This window comes from Loktanella sp. F6476L (assembly GCF_023015725.1).
In the GTDB taxonomy this organism is placed as follows: domain Bacteria; phylum Pseudomonadota; class Alphaproteobacteria; order Rhodobacterales; family Rhodobacteraceae; genus Yoonia.
On record NZ_JALKAR010000004.1, the window covers coordinates 236,049 to 254,795 of the forward strand.

The 18,747-nt window shown below is 55.7% G+C and carries 18 protein-coding genes and 1 riboswitch; of the genes, 7 read left to right on the forward strand and 11 right to left on the reverse strand.

The window, feature by feature from the left end; genetic code table 11:
- Positions 1–7: 7 nt before the first annotated feature.
- The 3 genes from folE2 to MWU61_RS10695 form a co-directional block, all read right to left on the reverse strand.
- Entirely contained in the window at positions 8–1,111 is a 1,104-nt protein-coding gene (folE2, locus tag MWU61_RS10685) for a GTP cyclohydrolase FolE2 (RefSeq protein WP_247128424.1), read from the reverse strand.
- Positions 1,112–1,347: 236 nt separating this feature from the next.
- Positions 1,348–2,538, reverse strand: coding sequence for an O-succinylhomoserine sulfhydrylase (metZ, locus tag MWU61_RS10690; protein ID WP_247128353.1), 1,191 nt, complete (start codon positions 2,536–2,538; stop codon positions 1,348–1,350).
- A gap of 67 nt (positions 2,539–2,605) precedes the next feature.
- Positions 2,606–2,683, reverse strand: a riboswitch (SAM riboswitch).
- Positions 2,684–2,791: 108 nt separating this feature from the next.
- Entirely contained in the window at positions 2,792–3,466 is a 675-nt protein-coding gene (locus MWU61_RS10695) for a hypothetical protein (protein ID WP_247128354.1), read from the reverse strand.
- Positions 3,467–3,643: 177 nt separating this feature from the next.
- Between MWU61_RS10695 and MWU61_RS10700 the strand changes: the two genes are divergently transcribed.
- Both MWU61_RS10700 and MWU61_RS10705 read left to right on the forward strand, forming a co-directional pair.
- A complete protein-coding gene (locus MWU61_RS10700; RefSeq protein ID WP_247128355.1) occupies positions 3,644–4,351 on the forward strand; it encodes a glutathione S-transferase N-terminal domain-containing protein in 708 nt (235 codons plus the stop codon).
- A gap of 55 nt (positions 4,352–4,406) precedes the next feature.
- The gene (locus tag MWU61_RS10705) at positions 4,407–4,727 is read left to right on the forward strand and encodes a hypothetical protein (protein WP_247128356.1); all 321 of its coding nucleotides are present in this window, start codon (positions 4,407–4,409) and stop codon (positions 4,725–4,727) included.
- On the opposite strand, the gene MWU61_RS10710 is transcribed toward MWU61_RS10705, so the two are convergent.
- The 4 genes from MWU61_RS10710 to MWU61_RS10725 are packed head-to-tail and all read right to left on the reverse strand — an operon-like array spanning position 4,728 to position 7,761.
- Positions 4,728–5,333, reverse strand: a complete 606-nt coding sequence (locus MWU61_RS10710) for an inner membrane-spanning protein YciB (RefSeq protein WP_247128357.1) — start codon at positions 5,331–5,333, stop codon at positions 4,728–4,730.
- 51 nt (positions 5,334–5,384) lie between these two features.
- Positions 5,385–6,287, reverse strand: a complete 903-nt coding sequence (locus tag MWU61_RS10715; RefSeq protein ID WP_247128358.1) for a DMT family transporter — start codon at positions 6,285–6,287, stop codon at positions 5,385–5,387.
- A gap of 27 nt (positions 6,288–6,314) precedes the next feature.
- Positions 6,315–6,704 (reverse strand): hypothetical protein, encoded by a 390-nt coding sequence (locus MWU61_RS10720; protein WP_247128359.1) that lies wholly within the window; start codon positions 6,702–6,704, stop codon positions 6,315–6,317.
- A 34-nt stretch (positions 6,705–6,738) separates the two neighbouring features.
- Positions 6,739–7,761, reverse strand: coding sequence for an alkane 1-monooxygenase (locus tag MWU61_RS10725; RefSeq protein WP_247128360.1), 1,023 nt, complete (start codon positions 7,759–7,761; stop codon positions 6,739–6,741).
- Between the two features lie 184 nt (positions 7,762–7,945).
- On the opposite strand from MWU61_RS10725, the gene MWU61_RS10730 reads away from it, so the two are divergent.
- Positions 7,946–9,631 (forward strand): NAD(P)H-dependent oxidoreductase subunit E, encoded by a 1,686-nt coding sequence (locus MWU61_RS10730; protein ID WP_247128361.1) that lies wholly within the window; start codon positions 7,946–7,948, stop codon positions 9,629–9,631.
- Positions 9,632–9,727: 96 nt separating this feature from the next.
- A complete protein-coding gene (ftsY, locus tag MWU61_RS10735) occupies positions 9,728–11,011 on the forward strand; it encodes a signal recognition particle-docking protein FtsY (protein WP_247128362.1) in 1,284 nt (427 codons plus the stop codon).
- 52 nt (positions 11,012–11,063) lie between these two features.
- Here the strand turns inward: ftsY and MWU61_RS10740 are convergent, their stop codons facing one another.
- Both MWU61_RS10740 and MWU61_RS10745 read right to left on the reverse strand, forming a co-directional pair.
- The gene (locus MWU61_RS10740) at positions 11,064–11,591 is read right to left on the reverse strand and encodes a hypothetical protein (RefSeq protein ID WP_247128363.1); all 528 of its coding nucleotides are present in this window, start codon (positions 11,589–11,591) and stop codon (positions 11,064–11,066) included.
- 32 nt (positions 11,592–11,623) lie between these two features.
- The gene (locus tag MWU61_RS10745) at positions 11,624–12,226 is read right to left on the reverse strand and encodes a riboflavin synthase (protein ID WP_247128364.1); all 603 of its coding nucleotides are present in this window, start codon (positions 12,224–12,226) and stop codon (positions 11,624–11,626) included.
- 147 nt (positions 12,227–12,373) lie between these two features.
- Here MWU61_RS10745 and MWU61_RS10750 point away from each other — a divergent pair, with 147 nt between their 5' ends.
- The 3 genes from MWU61_RS10750 (at position 12,374) to MWU61_RS10760 (ending at position 17,034) form a co-directional block, all read left to right on the forward strand.
- A complete protein-coding gene (locus MWU61_RS10750; protein ID WP_247128365.1) occupies positions 12,374–13,660 on the forward strand; it encodes a capsular biosynthesis protein in 1,287 nt (428 codons plus the stop codon).
- Positions 13,661–13,852: 192 nt separating this feature from the next.
- Positions 13,853–14,998, forward strand: a complete 1,146-nt coding sequence (locus tag MWU61_RS10755; RefSeq protein ID WP_247128366.1) for a polysaccharide biosynthesis/export family protein — start codon at positions 13,853–13,855, stop codon at positions 14,996–14,998.
- Positions 14,999–15,000: 2 nt separating this feature from the next.
- On the forward strand, positions 15,001–17,034 hold the full coding sequence (locus tag MWU61_RS10760) for a capsular polysaccharide biosynthesis protein (RefSeq protein ID WP_247128367.1): 2,034 nt from the start codon (positions 15,001–15,003) through the stop codon (positions 17,032–17,034).
- Here MWU61_RS10760 and ribD read toward each other — a convergent pair.
- Both ribD and nrdR read right to left on the reverse strand, forming a co-directional pair.
- Complete coding sequence (gene ribD / locus MWU61_RS10765) at positions 17,031–18,119, reverse strand: bifunctional diaminohydroxyphosphoribosylaminopyrimidine deaminase/5-amino-6-(5-phosphoribosylamino)uracil reductase RibD (RefSeq protein ID WP_348645580.1); 1,089 nt, start codon at positions 18,117–18,119, stop codon at positions 17,031–17,033. The genes MWU61_RS10760 and ribD overlap by 4 nt on opposite strands.
- The gene (gene nrdR / locus MWU61_RS10770) at positions 18,116–18,583 is read right to left on the reverse strand and encodes a transcriptional regulator NrdR (RefSeq protein WP_247128369.1); all 468 of its coding nucleotides are present in this window, start codon (positions 18,581–18,583) and stop codon (positions 18,116–18,118) included. Before nrdR ends, ribD begins: the two co-directional genes overlap by 4 nt.
- Positions 18,584–18,747 lie beyond the last annotated feature (164 nt).

Genomic DNA, 18,747 nt, shown 5'->3' on the forward strand with positions numbered 1-18,747 from the left:
GGCTATTTTAGCCGACGTGGAACAACGTCGCGAACATTTTTGGGTCGATGCTATCCGCCGCGAAGGTTTCGCCTTCCGTCAGTACCGACACCGCATCATGGCTGTGCAGGCTTTCCTGATGGCTTGCTACGACGCGGAAATCACCGATACGCGGGTCTTTCAGCAGTTGTTCACAGAAAAGTCGCGCGGCATCTTCAACGAAGATCGGGTTCGCTGCGTTCAGTTCTGCAAAGGCCTGTTCGTCTTCGCGTTTGACCATCACTTGCGTTTCCGTGGGTACAGCTGCTCGGGCCATGTCGATCAGGTCTTCGAACCAAAGGATGCTTTGCCCTTCTTCCAGCTTCACTGAAATCCGCGCGACGGACCGCTGCGAATGCGGTGTCGCCAATTGGCCGCGGAATTGGCGGGCATGTTCGGAAAGTTCAAGCGAACATGGGCAGGTAGACGAATAGACATAGTCGAAATGTACGATTTTGCGCCGTACGCCATCTTGTTCCACAAGTTCCAACGCGATGTCGTAGTACTGGTATCCAGACAGACCGGACCGCAGGCTTTCTACCTTCATTGGGAAAGACAGCCGCATTTGAATGCGCGCATCAAAACTTTCAAGATCGGTCTTGTAGGCATCCAGCGCCCGTTCGATCACGTCGAAGCTAAAGGTTTCTTCGGCGTGTTTGTAGAATGTCCGCATGATGCGGGACATGTTGATACCCTTCTTTTCGGCATCAAGCGACACTGTGCCCGTCACAGATGTTTCCAGCGTCAGATCGCCATTGTCACGGGTACGGAACCGGATCGGAAGGCGGAAATTGGAAATGCCAACGTGCTGGATTTGCTGTTTCGTGCCACGGATCAGCGACGACGGGCCGTTCTGCAGATCAGGCATGCTCGCCTTATAGGCGTCATCGACTTCAAACGCGTCGGGGTAAGCGCGCGCTAGTGCGGGGTAGTTTGAGACTTCCTGCCCCGGGATCAGGCGTGACACCAGCGGGTCCAACGTTGCGACTTCTTCTGCTGTGACATCTCCTGCCCAGCGCCGTAGCAACGCCAATGCGGCCTCTGCTTCTTCGCGCGATGGTTCACGGTCTAGGTCTGGCGAATGAATATTCATGGCAAGGTCTCCCTGCTGGCTGCCCGCACCATCCATATGGGGCGATTGTGACAGCTTTCCACTGATACCATCTAAAATACGCGTGATAGCGTCGTTTGGATCAGACATGAGGGCATTCTTTCGCGTGTTTAGGTCTGGCTAGCATAGCCATGTCTGACCTGAACGCGACTGTCTTTTTCGACAGGTTTTAACCGGAACACGCCGCATTGGCGCGTTCCGGATTATTCGGCGTCGACTTAGGCGACGGTATCAAGTGCCGATTGTAGATCAGCGAGAAGATCGCCTGCATCTTCAAGCCCGCAGGAAATCCGCACGATGCCATCGCTGATCCCCAGCTCAGCACGATGTTCGGGTTTCAGCCGCTGGTGCGTCGTGGTCGCCGGATGGGTGACGATCGATTTACTATCGGCAAAGTTGTTGGAGATCGTAAAAATCTCGAGAGCGTTAAGGAATTTGAACGCCTCTTCTTTGCCGCCTTTGACCTCGATCGCCAAAACCGTCCCACCGCGTTTGCATTGCCGTTTCGCCAGCGCATATTGCGGATGCGACGGATGCCCCGGATACACCACCTTGTTCAGCTTGGGGTGATCTGCAAGACCGTTGGCCAACACTTCGGCGGTATCGCATTGGGCATCGATCCGCAGGTCCATCGTATCCAATGACTTCAGCATGACCCATGCGTTAAACGGCGACATCGCACCGCCGGTGTGTTTCAGGTAGGCCTCAACAGGGCCACGCACGATGTCACGTTTGCCAAGGATGATCCCGCCCAGACAACGCCCCTGCCCGTCCACGTGTTTCGTGGTGGAATAAACGACAAGATCAGCACCTGCTTCAATCGCATAGGAATAAGTCGGCGTCGCAAACACGTTATCGACCACAACCATGGCGCCTACTGCATGCGCCATGTCAGCAACCGCTTTCAGGTCGATGACCTCAAGCACTGGGTTGGACACACTTTCGAGGAAAACCATGCGTGTGTCGGACCGAATGGCCGCTTTCCACGCGTCCAGATCGCGCCCGTCAACCAGCGTGATTTCGACGCCAAAGCGCGCAAGGATGTCTTCGAGGATATACAAACAGGACCCGAACAAAGCCCGCGACGACACGATGTGATCGCCCGCTTTGACCAAAGACATCAACGCACCATTGACTGCCGCCATGCCAGACGCGCAAGCAAAACCGGCCTCTGCGCCTTCAAGGGCTGCCATCCGGTCTTCGAACATCGCTAGGGTTGGGTTGCCATAACGGGCGTAGATAAATTCGTCGCCTTCGATCTGGATAAAGCGCTGTTCAGCGTCTTCTGCCGTGTCGTAGACAAAGCCTTGGGTCAAAAAAATTGCTTCGGACACTTCGCCGTATTGGCTGCGCCGCGTACCGGCATGGACAGCCTGCGTGCGACGGGACCAGTTTGATGAGTTGGACATCTATTCGTTCTTTCGGTTCAGGGGGCGCTTTTCAAAGCAAAACCCCGACACCGGGCAAGGCATCGGGGCGTAAATACCCGCAGCCTTTTTAGCGAATTATTTAACGTGGCCCGCAATCCGGTCACAAATCACCACGCCTGTTCGGATAGTCAGCACGACGCGAGACGTCAACAGGCCTTCACCGTGGGGCGTTCACAATCACGTAAAAAGGGCCGCCAATTGGCAGCCCTTCTATGCCTTGATCTGGGATCAATTAATCCGCTGCGAAGATAATCGCGAATGCGTCGCTTTCCGCGAAATCTTCGAGTTCTTCGATGTCGTCTTCTGTCAGATCATCGATATCGGTTGTCGATGTGATTGGCAGGCCAACCCCCACGCCAACGACGCCTTCAGTTGTGAAGCTGCCGAAGACGAGCCCTTGATAGCGCCCGTTACCCGCACCACTGCCGCTCAGGGTGCCGTCGATGCTGGCTGCCATGAACGCATCCCCCTCGAAATCTTCAGTCACTTCACCTTCGGAAAGCGTGATTGTACCCGTTTTGCTGTTCCCGTTCGAATCGACAAAGTCACCAAAGCTACCAGTCAGAGTGCCTTCGTCACCTGAAAACGATGTTTGCAGAGCAACGCTGCCGGCCAATGTTGGGGTTGGCAAATCACTGATGTCGTCAACCTCGTCAATATTGAGCGTACCAATTTCGGAATACACAATTGCGTCGCCTTCATAGCTGGCGCCACCGGCGGCAGACAGCGTTGAAAACTGCGCATATTCGACGGAATCATTCAGGCCCGCCGTCAGAACCGGATTGGTTTCGAAATCGTTCAACACGTCATCAAAAGATGAGCCTCCGCCAGCGCTGCCTCCGCCACCGCTGCCGCCGCATGCAGCCAGAGCAAGAATGGAAGTTGAAATGAAAAATGTCCGTATCATGGGTAACTCACTATTTGTTGGTTTCAATTGTTCCCAAAGGTGCCAAAAGTTAACGAAATCGTCTACCCTCAACTTAAGATTTCAAATGTCGGGCCTGTGTTCGCCCGCAAGCCTGTTCAACGCGTTGCGTCTTGTTCGGAATTGCGTAGGCTGCGCGAACGCTAACAGGAGAACCGCATGACCGCCCCCATTGATCTATATTTCTGGCCCACACCAAATGGTTGGAAGGTTTCCATTGCGCTTGAAGAGATGAAGCTGGCCTATACTACCCACCTGATCAACATCGGCGCGGGCGATCAGTTCAAACCTGAATTTCTTGCAATCGCCCCCAACAACCGAATGCCCGCAATCGTTGATCCTGATGGCCCCGATGGCGCGCCTATCAGTATTTTTGAAAGCGGCGCGATCTTGCAGTATCTCGCCCGCAAAACGGGGTCATTTTACGGTGAGACCGAACGTGACCGGATCGCAGTGGATCAATGGTTGATGTGGCAAATGGGCGGGTTAGGACCGATGGCGGGTCAGGCGCATCATTTCTTGAAATACGCGCCTGTCATGGATCCACCGCAGGACCTGCCATATGCAAAAGACCGCTACCGCAATGAAACTGGCCGTCTTTATGGTGTGATGGATCGGCAGTTGGCGAAATCTGAATATCTTGCCGGTGATTTCTATTCCATCGCAGACATGTCGGCATGGGGCTGGGCATCACTTTGGGAAGGGCAACAGCAAACGCTTGATGACAAACCAAACCTGAAGCGCTGGTTGGATACGGTTGGTGCCCGCGCAGGTGTCGTCGCTGGACGTGCATTGGCGGCAGATTTGCGCAAAGAGCCGAAAAAGGATTCTGGCACGCAAAATGCGCTTTTTGGCAAACGCGATTAACGCTGGTTTAAGTGAATGCGCCTAAAACTGTCGACAGACGACAAAGAGGCCATTCATGCAATATCCAAACCGACCCTATCGCTACCAAACACACATTCCGGTTCATGTGATCCGCCCCGGCGGGCCGCAAGTTGCTTATATCGTTGATATTAACGAAGCTGGCGCATGTGTTGCGGGCTTAACCGGTGTCGCCGTTGGTGAAGCCGTTGTTTTGCGGGGCAGCGACGATGCCAATGTCGCCACGGTGCGTTGGGCTGCGAACAACCGTGCAGGCGTTGCCTTTGATCGGCCTATTCCACCTAAATACCTGAACATGATGCGGTATCGTGATCCGGCTATGTTGGCGGCCGCCACGAATGACAACCATCTTAACTGATCAGGATTTCGCGTCCGGATCGATCAAGAAACGCTGGAGACCAATGATTTGAAGCCACAGGAAAACGAATAGGACAGCGGGGAATGCGAAGGTTTCAAGCTTAACCCACAACTCAGTCGTTTGTGTCCGCCAGATCAGTTCGTTCGCGATCGCCAATGCGATGAACATCACGGTGATCCGTTTTGTTAGGATCATCCAACCTTCTTCTTTCATGGGCAGAAAATCTCCCATGACCCATTCAAGATAGCTTCGCCCGCGCAACAGGCCGATGCCGAGAATGGCGGCAAAACACCCGTAAACGATTGAGGTCTTCATTTTGAAGAACCGTTCATCGTTGAAATAGGCGGTCAGCCCACCAAAGAAGATCACCATGAAGGCGGTAAACAATTGCATCCGGCTGAGCGATTTTGTCAGCGCCCAAAGCAGCCCCATCGCGATCAACAGAACAGGCACAAAAATCAACGTTGCGACAATAAAGCCGGAATAGTCGGTGCCCGCGATTGTGAAGGTATCGTCCTTGATCCGCAGATAAATCAGGAAAAAGACAAGCGTCGGCCCCAGTTCGAGGACTTGCTTTAGGATCGGGTTGATTGGTTTGGTTTCCATAAGTGGGTTTTAGCGCAAGCATCGTGCGACGCCAGCCCGAAAACGCACATGTTACCCGCCAAGTTCAACGATCACGGCACCCAAGCCGATCAGGCACATCAAAAACAGTCGGCGTGGCCCCACCTTTTCGCCCAAGATGAACCAACCGATGAGGGCTGCAAAAACTGTCGAGGTTTCGCGCAGGACTGCCGCCTCACCAACTTTATCGAGACGTGTTGCAAGCATGACGCCGCCAAAACTCAGCCAAGCGATCACTGCACCGATCAAACCGCGCTGCAACAGCGGCCCAAGATCAGGTGGCTGCGACATCCGGCGATAGCGCCACACTGCGATAAGCGGCATGTCGAACGCAGTCACGAAAAAGAACCACGCCAAAAAGGTAAACGGATCAGGGGTTTGGCGAATACCGTAGGCGTCATATGTGGTGTAGATTGCAACGAGGATACCCCCTGCGATTGCCCACCCCAGACCGACCTTCAAGGTGTGCGGGTCGAGCGTTTCTTCCGACAGATTTCTGAGCGCCAGCAGGAGGATACCACCGGACAAACAGGCGACGCCAAGCCACTGCACAGCCGAGAAATGTTCGTTAAAAAACAATGTCGCTGCAATCACGGTGACCAATGGCCCGGTGCCCCGCACGACCGGATAGACCACGGTATAGGCGGCCCGTTCATAGGCCAGCGCCATAGTCACTTTATAGGCGAAATGAACGATGATGACCCCCACCAACAGGATGGCAGTCGTCTGATTGGGCCACGGCACCAGAAACAATGCGATGGGCGCAGATAAAACCGCCAGCCAAAAATCAACCGCGCCGCGCGTCAGCCAAGGATCATGTCGCCCCTTTTGCAACGCCCCAAAAACGGCATGCGCGAGCGCGGAAAACAATGCGAGGAACGTCGCAAGCCGCGCACCTTCGGGTGTGCCGGCGATGGAAACAAGCCATTCGCTCATGTTATGCTGCTACCGCGTTCATTTTGATCAAGACGATAATCCGTCGCAAATCAGTGGCACGGTGTAGTCTTCGGCCTCGAAAATGATCGTTGTGTCCGGCCGTGTGGTGAAAACAGCCCGCATTCCGTCACCTTCGCGATAGATCGCCCAACACTTTGGTTCCGGATCGCCATCATAACGGAAGCAGATGTCGCCTTTGCTTTCGTACCAGACCCCGCGCGTGCAGGTGCCATCCCCCGGCGACCAGAGCACCCGACGGTCTTCAAGGTATTGCTCCACGCCGAAACCCGGATTGCCTTCGGTGCCGAAACTGACGATCCGGCCCGTGACATGGGCATCAAATTCTGCGGCTGTCATTGGGCTTTCAGCGATTGAGGGGGTCGCCAGAGTGGCGAACAAAAGAGCGATAGATCGCATAGCCATTGTCCAATGATGCGTTTTGATCAGCCTATCACGGCGTCGGCGTATCTTTCCAGTGCTGTACGCGGGGGTCCATCACCCGACGCCAAAACGGCGGGAAAAGCGCCAGAACGGCCATCACGGGCAACGGTCTAGGCAGAATTGGCCCATCCGCAGTCATCGCAAGCATGGGATAGGGCCGATAGGGATGCGCGTGATGATCCGCATAGCGCGGCGCGTTCTGCATCATCCCTGACGCATACCAGTGTGGCGCATTCCAATTGTGCCGATCCCCAATCGGTTCCAGCCGACCCGCGCTGTCGCGGTGCCGTCGCAAACCGTAATGTTGGACGTAATCGCACAGTAACAACTGCTGTTGTGCGAACACCGTTAACCCCACGTACCAGACAAGCCCAGTGATGCCACCGATCGCATAGGCCCCACCCCAAAAGATAAACGCGCCGAGGGCATAGATGACAAATGGCGTTTCGAGGAAAGACCTTTGGACACGCTTCAGCCTGCGTGCTTCGGCCATAAAACCCGCAGTGATTGCGCCAGTGTAGGCACGACCCAAGTACCGATAGTAGCTTTCCCCCAGACGCGATGTACTGGGGTCATCCCGTGTCCCGACAAATCGGTGATGGATCAAAAGATGTGCGGAAACGTGATGCCCGAAAAGCAACGAAATGTAGACCCACACCCCAAGCCTGAACAGGTGTTGTTCGCGTCGATGGATCAGTTCATGCGCATTGGCATTGCTAACCTGACCAAAGAAAATGCCGCTAGCCACAAACAGACAGATTTTGTCGATAGTCGTCAGCAAATCCCCAGAAAGCGCCCAGACGACAAGCGGCACGAGCCCTAAGTGGATAACGGCAAGGCAGGCCGACAACCGGTCTGCTGTCTGATTTTCATCCTCGGGCAATGGTGCTGCCACCCGCCCGACAAGATGATCCAGCCCTGCCATCATCAAGGTCAAAGACAGGACCGCCATGACCGGCCAAGGGCCAGCAAATACCGCCGAGATGGCGATCAAGAACGCGGGAAGGCATGTCGTAAGTACAAAAAAGGCCATGCCGACCTTTAAAACACAAAGGTCCTAAATCGTGGTGAACGCACCGTCCCGCGCACTCTATCCGAACATTTTTCCACGCATCGGCACCAAACACTGCGCCTTAGGCGATTTACATGTCGTTTTCGCGTAGCGAGGCCCGCCGATGACGGGCTATGCAAGATCAACACTTGCAAGGGGACGGACCATGGCGCTGGACGACAAAAAGGGCGTTTGGAAATCAGGCAAAGGCAAAGGGCGACACACACCCAAGGGCCGGCAGCTCGACGATCAGGCGTGTGAAGAGGTTCGTGCGCTGCTCGGTGATCGTCCGCGTCGATCCGATTTGTTGATTGAATTCTTACACTTGATCCAAGATGCCTACCGGTGCCTATCGGCCGCACACCTGCGTGCATTGGCTGAAGAGCTACGGATGTCGCAGGCAGAAGTTTACGAAGTTGCAACTTTCTATGCTCATTTCGATGTCGTGAAAGAAGACGAAGCCGTCCCACCCGCACTAACGATCCGCGTCTGCGATTCCTTGTCTTGTGAACTGGTCGGTGCCGCTGCTTTGCAGAAAGCGCTTGAAGATGGTTTGGACGCAAATGACGTCCGTGTTCTGCGCGCGCCCTGCATGGGACGTTGCGACACCGCGCCTGTGCTTGAAATTGGTCATAATCACATCGACCATGCGACTTTGGAAAAGGTCGAAGCCGCGATCACAAATGACGATACGCACGCGCATATTCCGGATTATGAAACCTACGCGTCATACGCTGCATCAGGCGGTTACGCTGAACTGAAGAAGCTGCGCGACGCCGGTAATTGGGAAGTCGTCCAAGATCAGATCCTTGAAAGCGGTCTGCGCGGGCTTGGCGGCGCGGGCTTTCCGTCTGGCAAAAAATGGGGCTTTGTGCGTGCGAATGAAGGCACTCGTTACCTTGCGGTGAATAGCGACGAAGGCGAGCCGGGCACGTTCAAAGATCGCTACTATCTTGAGCGCACGCCGCATCTTTTCCTTGAAGGTATGTTGATTGCTGCTTGGGCGGTCGAAGCGGAAACCTGCTTTATCTACATGCGTGACGAATATCCGGCTGTGTTGGAAATCCTGCGCCGCGAGATCAAAGCGTTGGAAGATGCGGGCGTTGTCGCAAAAGGCTACATTGATCTGCGTCGCGGTGCCGGTGCTTACATCTGCGGCGAAGAATCCGCGATGATCGAAAGCATCGAAGGCAAACGCGGCATTCCGCGCCATCGCCCACCTTTTGTGGCGCAGGTCGGTATCTTCAATAAACCAACGTTGGTTCATAACGTCGAAACCCTGCTTTGGGTCGCGCGAGTGGTCCGTGAGGGCCCAGAATGTCTGAACGCGACAGAATTGAACGGTCGCAAAGGGTTGCGGTCCTATTCGGTTTCGGGTCGCGTGAAAAATCCAGGCGTGCATGTGTTATCCGCCGGGTCAACCATCACCGACATTATCGCGGCGGCAGGCGGGATGATGGATGGTCATACGTTCAAAGCCTATCAGCCCGGCGGCCCGTCTTCCGGCCTGTTGCCTGCATCCATGCATGACGTGCCGCTGGATTTCGACACGCTGCAACCTCATGGCACCTTCATCGGGTCAGCCGCAGTCGTTGTTTTGTCGGACAAGGACAAGGCCCGCGATGCGGCGCTGAACATGTTGCGGTTCTTTGAAGACGAAAGCTGTGGCCAATGCACGCCGTGCCGCGTCGGTTGTGAAAAGGCCGTAAAGCTGATGCAGGCGGACACATGGGATCAGCCATTGCTGGACGATCTGTGTACCGCGATGACGGACGCAAGCATTTGTGGTCTCGGTCAAGCTGCGCCAAATCCGATCAAAATGGTGATGAAACACTTCCCAGACGAGGTGTAAGCGCAGCTTCGCACGGATACGGAAATCGCCCTGCCCCTTTCCCTTCGGGCATGGGCGTATTAGGTGAGGAACATCAACGTTTCCAAAGGCTGTCGCATGGCGTTCTTCAAAAAGCTCAAAGACCGGATGTTCAAGTCATCCGCAAAGATTGACCAAGGTCTGGATGCCATTGTCAGTGACGGTGGCGAAGAAGAAGCAGTCACGCCCGAAGATGTGGTACAGGCGCCAGTTGAAACGCCAGAACCCGTGGCCGAAGCGACGCCAGAACCCACGGTCGAAGCAGTTGTAAAGCCTGAGCCTGAGCCTGAGCCTGAGCCTGAGCCTGAGCCTGAGCCTGAGCCTGAGCCTGAGCCTGAGCCTGAGCCTGAGCCTGAGAGCATCACGCCTTCTCCGGCTCCACAAGCCCCTGCGCCATCAATTACCCTGTCGACGGAAATCTCGCCAGTAGCACCGTTGCTGGAAGAAACTGTCACGGATGTCCCTGAAAAGAAATCCGGTCTTTTGGGGCGGCTTTTTGGTGGGGCTGAAAAGAAAACCGTTGTCCGGCGCACGCTTGACGACGACATGCTTGAACAGCTCGAAGAACTTCTGATCAGTGCAGACATGGGGGTCGACACGGCCCTGCGTGTTACCGCAAATATGGCTGAAGGGCGGATCGGCAAGAAGCTTTCCGTTGATGAAATCAAGGCGCTTATGGCGTCGGAAGTCAGCCGGATCATGGAACCTGTCGCCCGCCCGATGCCGCTTTACACCCATAAACCACAGGTGGTTCTGGTCGTCGGCGTCAACGGGTCAGGCAAGACAACCACAATCGGCAAACTAGCCAGCCAATTTAAGGCAGCGGGCAAATCGGTGATGATCGCAGCAGGCGATACTTTCCGTGCGGCCGCGGTCGAACAATTGCAGGTCTGGGGCGATCGCGCGGGCGTGCCTGTACTGACCGCGCCTGAAGGATCCGATCCGGCAAGCCTCGCGTTTGATGCAATGACAAAAGCCGAAGCAGATGGCGCGGACCTGCTGATGATCGACACGGCAGGACGTCTGCAAAACCGCAGCGACTTGATGGAAGAACTGTCAAAAATCGTCCGCGTCATTCGCAAAAAAGACCCGGATGCGCCGCACAACACGCTGCTCGTCCTTGATGCGACGACAGGTCAGAACGCAGTCCAACAGGTCAAGGTTTTCCAAGACCTCGCCGATGTGTCCGGCCTTGTCATGACGAAACTCGACGGGACAGCCAAAGGCGGTGTTCTGGTGGCACTCGCCGACCAATTTGGTCTACCAATTCATGCCATCGGTGTTGGTGAACAGATCGACGATCTGGCCCCATTCGACCCTGACGACTTTGCAAATGCGCTAGTCGGGATCGAAACCGCTTAACTTCTTTTGGTCTTAAATATCTCGGGGGGCCGCAGGCGGGGGCAGCGCCCCCTCACCCGCTCGCCGCAGGCGCAAAGTAATCCGTTCCGCGCAGATAACCAGCAGCCTGTGCGGCGGCGGCCCAGTCCTGTTCGAACATCGTTTCGCCCACCAGAACCCAGCGGTCCGCAGGGTGGCCAGCCGACACGGCAATCGCTTTCATCCGGTCACGCATTGCAGACCACGTCAGATGCGGCGCAGGTGCGTCATCGATGCGGTCCAAGCCGTCAATCTGTGTCACATCAATGCCTTTGTGCGCTAAAGCAACACTCGTTGTATTCTCGAGCGACGCCAGCTTTTGGGTCACCGTGTCGGGGACAATTGCCCGCGCACTCGGCTTTCCCAAACCATTGCTCGAAAACAGAAATCCGACCAGATCGTGCCCTGTGCTGGCGCGGATGCCTGCGTAGGTTTTATACGGTAGACCCAGCTCTTTCGCGCGCTTTACGCGCAGACGTACCACCTCAATTGGGAGTGTCGGCAAAAGTTGCCGCCGTGCCTTACCCCACGCGTGTTTGCGCCACGTAAGACCGGGTTCCATTGACGGTCCGTTGTTATGCCCCAGACCAGCGATCATGCGTATTCTTGCAGCCGCGCGACGTAGCGGGCCATTGTGTCGACTTCGAGGTTAATCGCGTCCCCCACTTCCACATCGCCCCATGTCGTCGCGACCTTTGTGTGCGGAATAAAGTTGACGCCGAACACTGCCCCATCGACTTCGTTCACAGTCAATGACGCACCATTTAATGTGACCGAACCTTTTGGCGCAATGAACCGCGCGAGGTCTTCAGGTGCGCGGAACTGGACCCGTGTGCTGTCGCCTTCGTCATGCATTGCGACAACTTCGGCCACGCCATCCACGTGCCCCGACACAATATGTCCGCCCAGTTCGTCCCCGACCTTTAACGCCCGTTCCAGATTCAGGCGATGCCCTTTGGACCATGTTTTGCGGCCGATATTCGTGGCGGCCACGCTTTCGGCTGAAATTTCGACGTCGAACCAGTTTTGCGGATCGCTGCCAAGCGCGATGACTGTCAGGCATACCCCGTCGCAGGCAATCGACGCACCGATGTCGATCCCGTCGATATCGTAAGCGGTGCCAATCCGCGCCCGCAGGTCGCCGCGTTGTTCAACCTCTAAGACCTGACCAATATCCGTGATGATGCCAGTAAACATGGGGCGTCCTTCTTTTTACGTGTTATACGAGAGTTAGCGCCACACAGGCCGACAAACAAGCGCAAGCCGCATTGACAGTGCCGCCATATTTTCGCCAGACAGATGCTCGATACGTAATCGTAACCATTTTTAGTTAGCATGTTTCCCGTGACCGACCCAACAAACCGCCATTTCCTGTTCCTACAAGGACCACACGGCCCCTTCTTTCATCGGTTGGGGTTGATGCTGCGCGCTGCTGGCTGTGATGTGTCGCGTGTTGGGTTTAATGCAGGTGACCGTGCCTTTTGGTTCGGCAAACCAGACTATATTCCATTTCGCGGGAAACCCGAGGATTGGGACCAAACGCTAACGGGTATTCTGCAGGATCGGCAGATCACGGATATCGTTCTATACGGTGATACGCGCCCTATTCACGCGCAGGCGGTGGCGCTTGCGCGGTCCAAGAATATTACCGTCCACGTCTTTGAAGAAGGCTACATGCGCCCGTATTGGGTGACCTACGAACGTGGTGGCACAAATGGTCATTCGCGTCTGATGGAAATGGACGTACCGGATATGCAAAAGGCGCTTGCGCGGTCCGATCTTGAAGTCCCGACACCGCCTGCGCACTGGGGCGACATGCGTCAGCATGTGTTCTACGGTGCGCTGTACCATTGGTTTGTGATGTTCCGGAACGGAGAATACCGCAATTTTACTCGCCACCGCGAATTGCCCGTCGCGATGGAGGCGTATCTTTACACTAAGCGCCTGTTCCTGATGCCGATCATTGCACTGGATCGTCGGATCGCATCAGCGCGGATCAGGCATGGCGGCTTTCCTTACCACCTTGTTCTGATGCAATTGGAACATGACGCCAGTTTTCAAAAACATTCCCCGTTCAATCGCATGGGCGAATTTATTGACGTCGTCATGGATGGTTTTGCGACAGGTGCGCCGCGTCATCATCACCTTGTTTTCAAAGCACACCCTTTGGAAAATGACCGCTCGCCGGTGCGGAAACTGATCCGTCAGGCCGCCAAGAAACATAATGTCCAAGATCGTGTGCATTACGTGCGGGGCGGAAAACTCGCGCGGCTTTTGGATCAAGCCCGCACTGCTGTTACCGTGAATTCGACGGCGGGCCAGCAGGTTCTTTGGCGCGGGATCCCGTTGAAAGTATTCGGACAGGCCGTTTATTCGAAGCCGCAGTTCGTGTCTGAACAACCCCTTTCGGAATTCTTCGCGAGCCCTAGCCGCCCCGATAGCAAAGCCTACAAAGACTATCGTCGTTACCTTTTGGAAACATCCCAAATCCCGGGCGGTTTTTATTCTGCACGCGGGCGTCGCCAATTGATGCGGCAAGTGGTCGATATGATGCTGGCAGCCGAAGACCCCTATGACGCGCTGAAGGCTGGCAAGAACCCACCCCGCCAGCCCTTGCGGATCGTCAACTAAGCCCCACAAGACCTTGTGGTCGAAAGGTCCGTCGCGGCTGAAAAGCCACAGTTTTGCCATACAACATGGACCTTTTCGGACCTGTATCTGGTTTTCGAAGCTGCTTTCGCCTAGCCTGACAGCAATTACAAAGGCCTGCCGCCAAAAGGTGGGCCACGAGGCAGAATAATAATAGGTCGAGGAGACCAAGCAGTGAAAACCCTGACATTGCGCCTTGCGAAGGGCGTTGCCATCGTCGTGACTCTTGGCTTTGTGGCGTCTTGTGGCCTGCCAAGCTCTGGTCCAAACAAAGCTGAAATCTTTTCCGGCTCCGTTCTGGAACAAGGCGACGCCTTTATCTTGACCGTTGATGACCGCGTGAATGCCATTGCATCCGTGACTCCTGCCCTTGGGTTCGCCGCAAGTTTCCGCAACGCGTCAACCCTTGGGTCCGATACAATCAGCCCCGGCGATGTGCTTGGTTTGACGATCTGGGAAAACGTTGATGACGGTTTGCTGGTTCCAACCGGTCAAAACGCGACTGTCCTTGAAGAAGTCCAAGTCGACGGTTCAGGCTTTATTTTCGTCCCTTATGCGGGCCGCATTCGCGCAGCTGGCAACACACCAGAAGCGGTGCGCCGGATTATCAGCGAAAAACTGTCTGACCAAACACCAGACCCACAAGTTCAGGTGCGTCGCCTCGCAGGTGATGGCGCGACCGTTGCGATTGCCGGGTCCGTAAACGCGCAAGGCGTCTATTCAATTGAACGTCCAACCCGCACATTGGCTGCTATGTTGGCGTCTGCGGGCGGTGTCAGCATCCGTCCTGAGATTGCACAGGTGACTGTTGTGCGCGGCAGCCATTCCGGTTCGATCTGGTTCGAAGACCTATACGATCACCCAGGCCACGACATTGCGTTGCGGTCCGGTGACCGGATTTACGTTGAAGAAGACAGCCGTACTTTCACCGCGCTGGGTGCCACAGGTACGCAGACCGAAGTGCAGTTCGAATCCCAAGCTATTTCCGCGATTGAAGCGATTGCCCAAGTCGGCGGCCTGTCTACGACGCTTGCTGATCCAACCGGTGTGTTTATTTTCCGTAACGAACCACAGGAAATCGCCAACCAGTTGACCGGCCGCAACGACCTGATCGGCACACAACGCGTCGTCTATGTCCTTGATTTGACACAGCCAAACGGCGTGTTCATGGCCCGTGACTTTGCGATCCGCGACGAAGACACCGTCTACGTTACAGAAGCGCCGTTCAGCCAGTTTAACAAAACGATTGCGGCACTGACTGGTTCACTTTCAGCGGTCACTGCGCTCGATTCTGCCAGCACCACGCTGACCGGCAACTAAACATGACGTCCAATGCTGGACATGCCGCCGCAGAGGACACCCCTTTGCGGCGGCTTTACGTTTATAACGGCGGGTTTCTGACGCAAAAGCGCATCCGGCGGATCATGACGCTGTCCGGTTATGACATCACATTGGGCAAACCAAGCGATGGCGATCTGGTCGGCGTTTGGGGCAATAGCCCGACGTCCCATCGTGGCGAAGCAGTCGCGGCTTGGACTGATGCCCAGATGGTGCGTGTCGAAGATGCGTTCTTGCGGTCGGTGCGCACGGGTCGCGACGGCGACGATCCCATTGGGCTGCATATTGATACAAACGGGGTTCACTTTGATCCGGCCACCAAGTCTGATCTTGAGCTGCTGCTCGCGGAACACCCGCTTGATGATACCACCCTGCTCAACCGGGCCAAATCTGCGATTGAGCGTCTGCAAAAACTGCATCTTTCGAAGTACAACGCATTCGATCCTGCCACCCCTGCCCCGGATGCGGGATATGTCGTAGTTATCGACCAGACGAAGGGCGACGCGTCGGTCAAAGCGAGCAACGCCGATCTGAATACCTTCCGCGAGATGTTGTGCTACGCGCAAGAAGAACATCCGAAAGCCCGGATCGTCATCAAAACCCATCCGGAAACTGCAGCAGGCCACCGTGAAGGATATTTCAAAGACGCCGACGGTACAGACCGGATCACGATAGACGACACGCCGATGTCGCCCTACGCGTTGTTCGAAGGTGCGATCGCCGTTTATACCGTTTCGTCCCAGATGGGTTTCGAAGCCATTCTTATGGGCCACAAACCCGTTGTGTTTGGCCAGCCTTTCTACATGGGTTGGGGGTTGACCGACGACCGGCAACCGCTTGATCGGCGGCAACGATCACTGACCAAGGCGCAGCTTTTTGCGGCGGCCATGATCCTTTATCCCAAATGGTACGATCCGTGCCGCGACCGGCTTTGCACGCTCGAAAATGCGATTGATGTATTAGAGGCGAAAGCCCGCGCTTGGCGCGAAGACCACGCTGGGTGGGTGGCGGCAGGGATGCGGATGTGGAAGCGTAAGCCCCTACAGGCGGTGTTCGGACACGTGAAACCTGTGGTGTTCGCAGAGGGGAAAAATGCTGTTTCAAAAGCGAAAACTGACGGTAAACGCTGCATGTCGTGGGCTAGCAAGGTGTCAGAAGATATGGGCGACGTCGTGCGTGTTGAAGACGGTTTTTTGCGGTCGCGCGGGTTGGGCGCCGATCTGATCGCGCCGCTGTCGTTAGTTTGCGACGATTTGGGCATCTATTACGATCCGACGCGCGAAAGCCGTTTGGAACGCATCATTAACACGCAGACTGCTTTGTCTGATGCGGAACGGGATCGTGCGGTTCGACTGATCAAGTCGCTCAACGCCGCTGCCCTTTCGAAATACAACACGGGCGCTGCAGCGTTGCCCACTGGCCTGCCTGCTGGCCGTCGCATTCTGGTGCCCGGACAGGTCGAAGACGACGCGTCGATCAAATTGGGCGCCGGAGACATCAACACGAACCGCGATCTGCTTATTGCGGCACGCAACGCGAACCCAGCGGCTGTGATCCTCTACAAACCGCATCCAGATGTAGAGGCGGGTCTACGCACCGGTTCCATTCATGATGCGGGCGATTATGCCGACGCGATCTTGACGGACACGAATCCGATTTCCGCTTTGTCGATGGTCGATGACGTATGGACAATGACAAGCCTGCTTGGGTTCGAAGCACTGCTGCGATCAAAGAATGTCATTTGTACGGGCATGCCATTTTACGCCGGCTGGGGCCTGACCGATGATCGCGGCGTCCCTTGCCCGCGGCGAACGGCTTGCCCCGATCTAACGGCGCTGGCCCATGCCGTGCTGATCAATTACCCCCGCTACTTCGACCCCGTAATAGGGGCCGCATGTCCGGTCGAAGTTGTCGTCGAACGTCTGGCCAACAACGACATTCCGCCACCGTCGCGTTGGAACAGAACCATCGCAAAGCTACAGGGGGCGGTCGCAAGTTATGCCTACCTTTGGCGTTAGCTTCGGTTCCAAGATGACAACACGTCATCACCGATGCGCCGCGTTTCGATCAAAGAAAACCGAGACGCATCAATAAGGTGGGAGACGTCCATGGGGGCGACCGCCGGAACCCCATCGCCACCGATCACTTTGCCGGCCTGAAATACTTCAAGACGGTCGACTAAATCCGCACGCAACAAAGAAGCCGCCAGTCCACCGCCGCCTTCACAAAACACGCGGGTGATGCCACGGGCCGCCAGTGCCTTCATCACATCGTTGAGGTCGAGCCTATTGTCGTGGAGCCCACAAGGCAGGCTTTCCGCCCCCATCGCCGTAAAATCCGCCGGATCGACCGGACCGTGACACAAAAGGACCGGGCTGGTTTCGGTGTCGTGGAACAAGCGTGACGTTAGTGGGAAATTCAGGTCAGATGAAACGATCACACGCGCCGGTTGGCGACGCGCTCCCATGCCCCGGACGGTTAACTGGGGATCATCGGACCGCATAGTTCCAGCACCTACCATTACAGCATCGTGGCGTGCGCGCATGCCATGAACCGCAGTCCGTGCAGCGGGGCCCGTGATCCACTGGCTTTCGGCGGTTCGGGTAGCGATCCGTCCGTCCAGCGTGACCGCAAGCTTCAAGGTTAAGAATGGGCGTTGCTTCAAAACACGTTGAAAAAAGCCTTGATGGTCGCGATCTGCCTCGGCTTTCAAAATGCCGGTTTCGATTTGAATTCCTGCGGCTTTAAGCATGGCAATGCCGCGTCCGCTGACGCGAGGGTCAGGGTCTCCAGTCGCGATAACGACCTTAGTCACCTTGGCGTCAATCAAAGCGTCGGCGCATGGCGGCGTTTTCCCGTGGTGCGCGCAAGGTTCCAGCGTGACATAGACGACCGCACCCTTGGCCGCGTTACCGGCTTCGGCTAAGGCCGCAACTTCAGCATGTGGGCGCCCGCCGACCATTGTCCGGCCCCTGCCAACGATGCGACCGTCACGCACAATGACGCACCCAACGGCAGGATTAGGCCAAACCTGACCTTGGCCACGCCGCCCCAATTGAAGGGCGAGCGACATATATCTTTCGTCGACTTTAGAGTAGGTCACGTGTCGGGCAGATTATCAGGCCGCAGTTCGCTAACAAACTTGTCGAAATCATCCGCAGCTTGGAAGTTCTTATAAACACTCGCAAAACGCACGTAAGCGACGGTATCAATACGCGCGAGGCTTTCCATGACGATTTCACCAATGGTCGTTGATGGAATATCAGTTTCACCCATGCTTTCCAATCGACGCACTATACCGCTAATCATTTGGTCCATACGTTCCGGTTCAACAGGGCGTTTTTGAAGCGAAATGCGGATCGAGCGTTCGAGCTTATCACGGTCAAAGTCTTCCCGACGTCCGTTGGACTTAATCACCACAAGATCGCGCAATTGCACACGTTCATACGTCGTAAAGCGCCCGCCGCAAGCAGGGCAAAAACGGCGACGGCGAATTGCAACATGGTCTTCGGCCGGACGTGAATCCTTCACCTGGGTATCGACGTTTCCGCAAAATGGACACCGCATCTTGATCCTCGTTCTCTGCACATCGTGAGTGTATCGCCCACTTATCCACAGGTACTATAGGTCACCCGCTAAACTTTGGGTAGTCTCCTTTTTCAAACGCTTCATGTTGATCTAAATGGGCTTCACGATGGCGGGCCTTCCTGGTTGTTAGCAGCGATCTTTCA